This window comes from Kitasatospora sp. NPDC093806, assembly GCF_040683335.1.
Classification (GTDB): Bacteria; Actinomycetota; Actinomycetes; order Streptomycetales; family Streptomycetaceae; genus Kitasatospora.
Map to the genome: position 1 here is coordinate 50998 of NZ_JBFBDO010000044.1, position 9499 is coordinate 60496.

Genomic DNA, 9499 nt, shown 5'->3' on the forward strand with positions numbered 1-9499 from the left:
CCGGGGGTTGTTGCCCTTGGGTTTGCGCGGGCGGGGGGTCGCGGGGCCCGGGCCCCCGCCCACCCGTCCGGGCCTACTTCCCGGCGGCGTCGTCCGCCAGCGGGGTCTCCCGGGGGTGGCCCTCGGGCAGGGTGTCGCGGCCGACCTTGCTGACCAGCAGGCCCTCCAGGTAGAGGAAGTCCAGCTCGGTGCGGGCGAAGGTGCGCAGCGCGTCCTCGGGCGTCTCCACGATGGGCTCGCCGTTGTCGTTGTACGAGGTGTTCAGCACCAGCGGGACGCCGGTGCGCTCGTGGAACGCGCTGATCAGGGCGTGGTAGGCCGGGTCCAGCTCGGGGTGGACGGTCTGCACGCGGGCGGTGCCGTCGACGTGGGTGATCGCCGGGACCTGCTCGCGGCGCTCCTCGCGGACCCCGGGGACGAGCAGCATGAACGGGCTCTCGCCCTCGAAGTCGAACCACTCCGAGACGTGCTCGGCGAGCACCGAGGGCGCGTACGGGCGGAACACCTCGCGGTGCTTGACCGTGACGTTGAGGTAGTCCCGGGTGCGCGGGTGGCGCGGGTCGGCGAGCATGCTGCGGTGGCCGAGCGCGCGCGGGCCCATCTCGGACGGGCCCTGGACCCAGCCGACCAGGTAGTGCTGCGACAGCAGCTCGGCGACCTCGGGGATCTCGGCCTCGCGCCACTCCAGCTTGCCGCGGTAGGCCTCCAGGGCCTCCTCCGCCCGCTCGCGGGAGTAGGTGCGGCCGAGCGCGGCGGTGCGCAGGACCTTGCGCTCCTTGCCGTCGAGCATGGTGTGCCAGCCGTACAGCGCGGCGCCGATCGCGACGCCGGAGTCACCGGCGGGCGCCGGGATGAAGACGTCCTCGAAGATGCCCGCGGCGCGGATCTTCTGGTTGGCGACCGAGTTGAGGGTGACGCCGCCGGCCAGGCAGAGCTTGGACTTGCCGGTCAGCTCCTTGGTGACCTGCGCGAGGTGGAGCAGCGCGCGCTCCAGCTCGTCCTGGATCTTGTAGGAGACGTCCTTGGCGAACTGGTGCTCCCAGGAGTTGCGCGCCTTGGGGTCGTAGTCCCCGCCCTCGGCGGCGAGCAGGTCCTGCCAGATCTTCTCCAGGTCGTCCTGGGAGACCGTGATGTCGAAGCCGTCGAAGGTCAGCCAGTCGCCCCACTCCGGGCGCGGACGGCCGTAGGGCGCCAGGCCCATGGTCTTGCCGGCCTCCGGGTAGCCGCCGCAGCCGAACACGCCGAAGTCCGGAGTGCCGTAGCGGGTCAGGAAGTTGAGCTTGGCCGTGAAGAAGTCGTAGAACAGGCCGAGGCTCATGTCGCTGTAGTCGACCGGGTAGCTGGTGGCCGCGACCGGGCGCAGCTCCGTGCCCTCGCCGACGAAGGCGGTGTGCTTCTCGATGGTGCCGTCGGCCGAGCGGCTGCCGGCCTGGTCCACCACGAGGACGGCGGCGTCCTCGAACGGCGAGGTGTAGAAGGTGACCGCGGCGTGCGCCAGGTGGTGCGAGGGCAGCGGGATCGCGTGGATCTTGCTCTTGTCGCGGATCGGCAGCTCGCGCAGGATGCGGCGGACGGAGCCGTCGCCGAGCGGGCGGTTGCCGACGACCAGGTCGAGGTCGTCGATGCCGATGCCGACGGCGTCGAGGCAGTAGGTGACCGCCTTCATCGGCAGGGTCTTGGTCAGCCGCTCGAAGTGCCCCTGGACGAGGAAGCCCTCGGAGTGCTTGATCCGGTCGAGCCGCTCCTCTTCGATGGCGACCAGCACCTCGCCGTCCTTCACGATGGCGGCGGAGCGGTCATGGCTCAGGTTCAGGCCAAGAACGTAAGACATGTCATCCCTACGGGTCTGTGGAACGGACGACGGCGGTGTGAGCGCCGCCGGAGGGGCAATGGGGTGGAAGTCCCGGACCGGAACCCGTTGCGGGGCGGACGTCGGATGGGACGTCAGGACCCCAGTTCGGATTCGAGGTTGTCGAGCACGGAGTAGGAGTCGCGCACCAGGGCGGCGGCGTCCGCCGTGCGGAGGAAGAAGATGCCGCCGTAGCCGAGGACGCCGGCGGCCACGTCGTAGCGCGGCATCGGGGTGCCGGGCGCGACGGTCAGGCCGCGGACGGCCTCGATCCGGCTGCCGGGGCTGAGCAGGGCGGGCCAGTCGACCCGCTCCGGGTCCCAGACCAGCTCGCGCCCCCAGGGGGTGCCGGCCGAGTCGGTGGCGATCAGCGAGAGCGAACCGGCCGCGCCGCGGGCGTCGGCGGGGGTGAGCATCCGCTCGGGGAACTCGACCTCGCGGCCGAGCAGGGAGTCGATCAGCATGCCGATCGGGTCGTAGCCGTAGACGTGCTCGATCTCGGCGGTCACCATGACGCCGCCGAACCGGGCGGCCGACTCGATGACGCTCAGTCCGCCGTCGTCCATCAGCTTGATCTCGGTGTGCGTGCCGCAGCTCTCCAGCTCCAGGGCGTCGACCGCGGCGCGGGCGACCTCCTCGACCCGGCGCTGCAGCTCCTCCGGCAGGGGAGCCGGGCACAGGTTGCTGAGCTCGGTGAACGGCGCGATGGTGGGGATCCGGGCGGTGATGCAGAGCGGGTGGTAGGTGCCGTCGGCGACGATGCCCTCCACGCTCAGGTAGTCGCCGTAGCCGCTGTCCTCCGGCCACCAGGTGCGGGTGGAGCCGGGGATGATCTCCTCGACCAGGAAGTCCCGCTCGGTGCCGTCGATCCGCAGCTCCGCCATGCCGTGCCGGGCGGATTCGGACACGCTGGCCGCGGTGGTCCGCCAGGCCTCGGCGATCTGCTCGGGGGACTCGATCACGAACTGCCCGATCGAGCCGGCGCCCCAGGCCGCCTTGAGCAGCATCGGTGGGGTCAACTCTGCGTAGGCGGTGCGGAGTTCGTCCTCGGAGGAGACGGTCCGGAAGCGCGGTACGGGGACCCCGGCGGCCTCCCAGACCTCGCGCATCCGGCGCTTGTCCCGGGAGCGGGTGGTGTGCGGGCCGCTGCCGCGCAGGCCGAGTCGCCGGGCGGCCTCGGCGACCGCGATCGCCGCGAACTCGGACAGCGTGAAGAGGGCGTCCGCGCCGGTCTTCTCCGCCTGGCGGACGATCAGATCGACGATGGACTCCCCGGGTCGGGGGTCCGCCTCGGTGATCTCGGTGACGTGCGGCGACCACAGGTCCGCCGTGTGGGTGGGAAGGGGCTGAATGGCCAGAATGTGCACTTCTGCCCGGGCAGCCATCTTCGGTATTGCATACTCGAGAGGAGCCCCTCCCTTGGTATAGACGAACAGAAGCCGCTTGGCTCCGGGCATGGTTACCCCTCTGTCAACACGGAATACAGGGAGGGGTGCGCTGAGACCCCCCGGTGTGACCACTGCGTGCCTGGTCGCCCACGTGTTCGGCGCCGGCCTCACCTTGACTATTGCATGACAGTTCGATGATCAGCAAGATTAATTGATCACCAGATCCAAGGCCTTCGTCTGCTGACACTAGGTCAACTGTCTTGACACAGAACCGAGGAGTTCACCCCAAATGGATCGAGTCCCCTCCTTCACGGTGGTTTCGGGCAAAGAGGTACATCAGGCCGTGAGCGGACACGAGGTCCGGGTCTGCCAGGCGGTCGAGGCCGCCTACCGGCTGCACGGAGAGGGTTCGACGGTCAACCCGGACTCCTACTTCCTGCGGTTCCCGGACCGGCCGTCCTCGCGGATCATCGCGCTGCCGGCCTCCGTCCAGGGCGATGTCAACGTGCACGGCATCAAGTGGATCTCCAGCTTCCCGGAGAACGTCGAGGCCGGCATCCCCCGGGCCTCGGCCGTCCTGGTGCTGAACGACCCGGAGACCGGCTACCCGTTCGCCTGTCTGGAGTCCTCGATCATCAGCGCGGCCCGCACCGCCGCCTCCGCGGCGCTGGCCGCCGCCCGGCTGAGCGAGGCCCGGGGCGTGCGGCCGCGCCGGGTCGGCTTCATCGGCGCCGGACTGATCGCCCGTTACATCCACACCTATCTGCGGGCGGTCGGGCTGGACTTCGAGGCGGCGGGCGTCCACGACCTGTCGGCCGAGTACGCCGCCGACTTCGCCGGCTACCTGGCCCGGCACGAGGACGGGGAGATCACCGTCCACGACACCGCCGAGGAGCTGATCCGCTCCTGCGACCTGGTCGTCTTCGCCACCGTGGCCGGCGAGCCGCACGTCACCGACCCGGCCTGGTTCGCCCACAACCCGCTCGTGCTGCACATCTCGCTGCGCGACCTGTCGCCCGAGATCATCCTCGGCTCCTACAACGTGGTCGACGACGTCGAGCACTGCCTGAAGGCGAACACCTCGCCGCACCTGGCCGAACAGCTCGCCGGCAACCGCGACTTCGTCGACGGCACGCTCTACGACGTGCTGGTGGGCAAGACCACCCCGCCGGCCGACCGGCCCGTGGTGTTCTCCCCGTTCGGCCTCGGCGTGCTGGACCTGGCGGTCGCCAAGTACGTGTACGACGAGGTGACGGCCTCCGGCGAGGCGCTCGTCGTCCCGGACTTCTTCCACGAGCTCAAGCGCCACGGCTGAGCGGACGGACGCCGGAGGGCCGGGTCCGGCCCGGCCCTCCGGCGCGGGCGTCAGGCCGGGACGGCCTCGACCACCGACAGCACCGTCGGCGTCGGGACCACCCGGGACAGCCGCAGGCCGGCCCGCGCGAAGAGCTCCGCGAAGTCGGACTCGGTCCGCTCCCGGCCGGTCAGCGAGGCCATCATCATCAGGTCCAGCGCCTTGGACTGGTGCGGCGCGTCACCCGGCGGGACCACCGCGTCCAGCACCAGGATCCGGCCGCCCGGCCGCAGCGCGCGGCGGCAGTGGCCGAGCAGGGTCACGCAGTCGTCGTCGTCCCAGTCGTGGGTGATCCGCTTGAGCAGGTGGACGTCGCCGGCCGGCACGGCGGCGAAGAAGTCCCCCTCCTGCGCCGTCCAGCGGTCCGCGACCCCGGGGTGCGCGGCCAGCCGGTTCCCGGCGAGGACGTGGGCGCGGTCGTACAGCACGCCGCCCAGGCCGGGGTTGCGCAGCAGCACCTCCAGCAGCAGACCGCCGTGGCCGCCGCCGACGTCCACCACCGTGCCGCTCGCCGGGAAGTCGTAGGCGGCCGCGATCGGCGCGTTCTCCGCGTCGGACATCGCCGCCATGCCCCGGTGGAAGACGGCGGCGGTCCGCGCGTCCTTGGCGAAGTGGTCGAAGAAGGGCATGCCGAACAGCTCCTCGAAGGCCGTGGTGCCCTCGGTGAGACAGTGCGTCAGCTCCCCGGCCGGCCGCCACATGGTGCGGTCGGTGAGCATCTGGATCGCCGTCCGCGCCGAGTGGGGGACGTCGTCGCGCAGCGCCTGGCCGGCCCGGGTGAGGGTGAAGCGGCCCTGCTCGTCCTCGGCCACGATGCCCCGGGTGGCGAGCAGTCGGAGCACCCGGTACAGGTTGCGGGCGTCCGTGCCGGTCGCGGCGGCGAGTTCGGCGGGGGCCGCGGGGCCGTCCGCGAGGTGGTCGGCCACCCCGACGTCGGCGGCGGCCCGGAGCGCCGCGGGGAAGAGGAAGCCGAGGGCCTCGTCGATCAGGAAGGCGGCGGAGCGCCGGAGCTCCGCGCCCTCCTCGGTGTCGCTCCCGTCGCCGACGTTCGGGTGTCCGTCCTGCCGCATGCCGTGCCCCTCTCGGTTCGCGTCCGTACCTGCGCCGCCCGGGAGGCTGCCCACGAACGAGCGCGCCGAAGCCCGGGGGTGCGGAACCCGCCCCGGTCGGGGGAACGCCGTCAGGACACGCCGCCGGGGAACGCCGTCGGGGAACGCAGGAGAACCGGGCCGTGGTGGCCCGGTTCTCCTCCCCCGATGGTGATGGTGGCTCGGTGGTGCGGTGGTGCGGTGGTGCGGGTGGGGTCAGCGGCGGAGCGGGCCCTCGCAGGTGTACTCGGCGGTGCCGGCCCGGCCGGTGGGCCAGACGTCGACCTTGCCGAACCAGCAGTTCATGTCGGCGAGGTTGTTGGCGGCCGTGCCGGCCCGGTTGAGCAGGTAGTAGTCGACGGTGGCGGCCATGTCCTTGCGGACCTGCCCGGCGTCGGCGGTGTTGGTGAGGTTGGCGGTGATCCTGCCGGTGCAGCTGAACCGCATGGTGTTGTTCCAGTCGGCGTTGTCCTTGCAGATCGGGGTGTTCTGGGTGGCCCGGGCGAAGGCGTCCTGGACCTCGGAGGCCCAGGCGTAGCGCAGCTGCCCGTTGGGGGTGAAGCCGGTGACCGGGACGAAGAGGTTGTCGGTGAGCGGGATCTCGGCGTTCAGGAACGCGGTGTACTCGCGCTGCAGGTTGGCGTCCCGGCCGAGGCGGTCGCGCCAGGCGTTGTAGCCGGCGACGTCGTCGGCGCGGAGCAGGCGGTACATCTCGGCCAGCTGCTCGGGGTGGCGCTCGCCGAGCAGGTTGAAGAAGGTGGCCGCGTACGGGTAGGCGCGGAAGCCGAGCCCGTTCCAGGTGGCGTGCAGGATCTGGTCGACGGTCAGGCGCGGGTTGCCGTCCCGGTCGTCCCAGGCGATCTGGCGGACCATGTACTTGCGGGCCTTGACGCCGTCCTTGCTGGTGGAGCCGGCGAAGTACTCGGCGGTCCCCTCGTTCATGGCGAAGGTGGCGTCGCTCGGCCAGCGGTCGGTGTAGCCGCTCTCGGGGATCGCCCAGCGGGCGTTCAGGTAGTGCGTGTACTCGTGCCGGAAGAGCTCCTCCAGGCTGAAGTACGACTCGGCGGTGGTGCGCTGGTAGGTGAAGAAGGTCGAGTCCTGCTCGATGAACATGCCGCCGTTCTCGACGTCGCCGACCTTGAACAGCAGGTACTGCAGCCACCGGTAGTTGGTCTTGGTGTCGTACAGCTGCACGGTGAGGACGGGGTGGGTGTCGTCGGCGAGCGGCTGGTCGGTGCCGATGGTGCGGAAGAACTGGGCCTTGACCTGCTTGGTGGCGTAGTAGAGCTGGTCGGCGGTGGCCTTGTCGAGCGCGGTGCGGACGACCAGGGTGCCGTTGTCGTAGCTGAAGGTGTTCGGGAAGTAGTGGCGGATCAGGTCGGCCCGGCAGGCGTCGTACTGCCGGCAGAGGCCGAAGTCGTTGACCGGGACGGCCACGTTGATCCACGGGCGGCTGAGCCGGCCGAAGTTGTCGCGCAGGGTGGTGATGACCGTGCCGACGTCGCCCTTCAGCTCGGGCTTGAGCGCGTCGACGGTGGCGAAGCGGGCGTACTCCAGCATCGCGTCGCCGACCGCCCACTCGGTCTCGGTGCCCTTGAGGTGGACGTAGCCGGAGAACGCGCGGATCGCCTGCCGGTAGCCGGGGTTGGCGGCGACCGCGGCGCGGAACTTGCCGTCCGGGTCCTCGCTGACGTTGTTGATGCCCTGGAAGTTGATCTGGAGCGAGGCCTGGAGGGCCCAGTTCCAGCCGCGGTCGCCGATCACCGGGCTGCCGGGGGTGTACATCCGCAGCACCCGCTCGGTGAGCGCGAGCCGGCCGGCCCGCAGCTTGGGGGCGGTGGAGGTCTGGAGCAGCTCGCCCATGGCGTTGCCGGCGGCGGTGGTCGGCTCGAAGACCCGGGGGTTGGCGGCGTACGCGGCGATGGCGCGGTCGATCGCGGCCATCGTGGTGTCGTCGTTGAGGTCGAGCTCCTTGTGGTCGAAGTCGAAGTAGACGCCGGCGTGCAGGAAGTACCAGAGTTCCTGCTGGTTCAGGTTGTTGGCGCTGTCGAAGCGCGGCGCGAGGGTGGTGATCCGCTCGGCGACGGCCCGGGCGTGCGCCGGGGTGAGCACCTTGGTGAGCTCGGGGCTCCAGCTGACCAGCAGCGGGCGCAGGCAGCCCTCGTAGGTGTGCGACTTGTCGGCGAGGAAGTCGGCGAGCGCGGCCGGGGTGAGCGAGGTGAAGGCGGCCAGGGTGCAGGCGCCGCTCTGGTCCGCGGCGAGCGTGCTGGGGCTCGCGGCGTTGGCGGGGTCGGAGGGGTCGGCGACCGGCTGCCCGGCGGTCGTCGTCGGCTGGAGCTCGGTGCTGCCGGGCGCGCCCTCGGGGCCGGGGGCGCCGGCGGGGGAGGAGGCGTGGGCGAGTTCGCCGCCCGGGCCGGCCGGGGGGCGGACGGCGCTGGTGGTGGCGGCGGTGGTGGACGCGGGGGCGGACGCGGTGGTGGTGGGGGTGGCGGCCTGGGCGCTCTGGATGAGCGGGGCCGCGAGGGTCACGGCGAGCGCGGTCGAGAGCAGGACCGTGCGCAGGCGTGGTGTGGTGGACACCGGTGCTCCTGAAGGTGTGGGGGTGCCAACGGCGCTGCAGCGCGCGTTGGTTGAGGGGGTTTTGACGCAAGGGGACGGCGGAGGCGGTGGGGGCTCGACCCGTCCCTCAGTAAAATAGTAATGTCAAATTGCATTGCGCAAGAGGCGGTTCTTTTTGCTGCAGGGGTCTTGACGTGGACTCGACCCGGGGCGTTTGCTGTGTCCCACTCGTTGGAAAGTGATCGATTCTGTTTGTTTGCGTGTGATTTGAACGTTCAAATCGTCCAGGATCAGGGGAGGGTCATGCGCGACTACCTCGGGCAGTTCGCCGAGCCGCCCGGCTATCTGGACTTCGCCCGGTTCGGCCCGGTGTCGGAGCCGGTCCGCCGGGTGCTGCTCCGCGAGGCCGACCGGCTGCACCGCCAGGGCTGGCCCGCGCTCGACGCCCTCGACGCGGAGACCGCCGCGGCGGCCCGCACGGCCGGCGGGCTGCTCGGCTGCGCGCCGCACGAGATCGCCTTCGTGAGCTCCACCTCGCACGGGCTGTTCGCCGCCGCCCACGCCCTGAGCGGGACGGACGGCACCGTGCTGGTCGGCCGGAACGACTTCCCCGGGGCCCTCTACCCGTGGCTGCGCGCCGCCGGGAACGGCGGGCTGACGGTCCGTCAACTCGACGGGCCGCTCACCGCCGAGACCGTCCGGGCCGGCCTGGACGACCGGGTCCGGGCGGTGGCGGTCTGCGCCGTGGACGCCGCCACCGGCTTCCGGGCCCCGCTGGCCGCGATCAAGGAGCTGATCGGCCCGGACCGGGTGCTGGTGGTGGACGCGGTCCAGGCCCTCGGAGCCGTCGGCTTCGACGCCGACGCGGCCGACGTGCTCGCCGCCGGCGGCCAGAAGTGGCTGCGGGCCGGCTGGGGCGCCGCCGTCCTGCTGGTCCGCGACCGGGTCGCCGGGCTGCTCGGCCCCGGGCTCGGCGGCTGGTCCGGCGTCCTCGACCCGATCGAGGCCCCCGCCCACCCGTGCCCGCCCCGCCCCGGCGCCGTCGCGCACACCCTCACCAACCCGGACGGCCCCGCCGTCGCGGCCCTCGGCGCGGCCCTCGCGCTGGTCCGGGACGTCGGCGTGGACCGGATCAACGCCCGGATCGGCGAGGTGCTGGACGCCCTGCTCGGCGCCGCCCGCGTGGCCGGCGCGGAGACCCGCGGCGGCCCGGGCGGTGGTGGTGACCCCGCAGCCGGGCGATCCCGCTGCCGGACGCGGG

Annotated in this window: 6 protein-coding genes; 2 read left to right on the forward strand and 4 right to left on the reverse strand. The window is 71.8% G+C overall.

All coding sequences use genetic code 11. The annotated features are described in order from the left end of the window. Positions 1-73: 73 nt before the first annotated feature. Positions 74-1831: a carbamoyltransferase C-terminal domain-containing protein gene (locus AB0N76_RS21315; protein ID WP_363559078.1), complete on the reverse strand. Its 1758-nt coding sequence runs from the start codon at positions 1829-1831 to the stop codon at positions 74-76. Between the two features lie 113 nt (positions 1832-1944). Further along, positions 1945-3234, reverse strand: a complete 1290-nt coding sequence (locus tag AB0N76_RS21320; protein ID WP_363559080.1) for an ATP-grasp domain-containing protein — start codon at positions 3232-3234, stop codon at positions 1945-1947. A 292-nt stretch (positions 3235-3526) separates the two neighbouring features. Here AB0N76_RS21320 and sbnB point away from each other — a divergent pair, with 292 nt between their 5' ends. Continuing rightward, a complete protein-coding gene (gene sbnB / locus AB0N76_RS21325) occupies positions 3527-4552 on the forward strand; it encodes a 2,3-diaminopropionate biosynthesis protein SbnB (protein WP_363559082.1) in 1026 nt (341 codons plus the stop codon). Positions 4553-4602: 50 nt separating this feature from the next. On the opposite strand, the gene AB0N76_RS21330 is transcribed toward sbnB, so the two are convergent. Together AB0N76_RS21330 and AB0N76_RS21335 are read right to left on the reverse strand one after the other, a co-directional pair. Then, a complete protein-coding gene (locus AB0N76_RS21330; protein WP_363559084.1) occupies positions 4603-5661 on the reverse strand; it encodes a methyltransferase in 1059 nt (352 codons plus the stop codon). 234 nt (positions 5662-5895) lie between these two features. Further along, complete coding sequence (locus AB0N76_RS21335) at positions 5896-8259, reverse strand: collagenase (RefSeq protein ID WP_363559086.1); 2364 nt, start codon at positions 8257-8259, stop codon at positions 5896-5898. Between the two features lie 282 nt (positions 8260-8541). Here AB0N76_RS21335 and AB0N76_RS21340 point away from each other — a divergent pair. Next, positions 8542-9499: aminotransferase class V-fold PLP-dependent enzyme (locus tag AB0N76_RS21340; RefSeq protein ID WP_363559088.1), on the forward strand; the 958-nt coding region annotated here is incomplete at its 3' end.